This is a genomic window from Paraburkholderia sp. SIMBA_053, assembly GCF_046534895.1.
Taxonomy (GTDB): Bacteria; Pseudomonadota; Gammaproteobacteria; order Burkholderiales; family Burkholderiaceae; genus Paraburkholderia; species Paraburkholderia caledonica.
This window is the reverse complement of the sequence record NZ_JAWRXU010000285.1, coordinates 1-335: the sequence shown is the minus strand read 5'-3', so window position 1 is coordinate 335 and position 335 is coordinate 1. Positions and strand designations below refer to the sequence as shown.

Below are 335 nucleotides of genomic sequence, written 5' to 3'. Positions count from 1 at the left end.
CCACTCGGGTCGTCGCTGATCGCCTGCGCCCATGCCACCCGAACGCTGCACACGCGCGGCGACGATGCGACATTGTCGTCGAGTACCGTGATCGTCAGCGCGCGTGCCGGATCACTCGCGACACCGCCGGTTGCAAGCACCTGATCGTCGTGAAGCAACGTTACGTATCGCCATTGCTGGTTGGTGTTATTAACGTCAGTGAGAATCTTGTAGACGACGACTCCGCCGTCGCGCGGCGAACCGCCTAGCGGTATATTCGGATCGAAAACCTGCCCACTTGCAGCCGGCGGGCGCTGCCGCACTTCTACGTAGTAGAAGAGTCCGCTCGAGACACG

Annotated in this window: 1 protein-coding gene; it reads right to left on the bottom strand. The window is 61.5% G+C overall.

Annotation, left to right across the window (positions count from 1 at the left end):
• Window positions 1-335: hypothetical protein (locus SB753_RS35650; RefSeq protein WP_410804794.1), on the bottom strand; the 335-nt coding region annotated here is incomplete at both ends.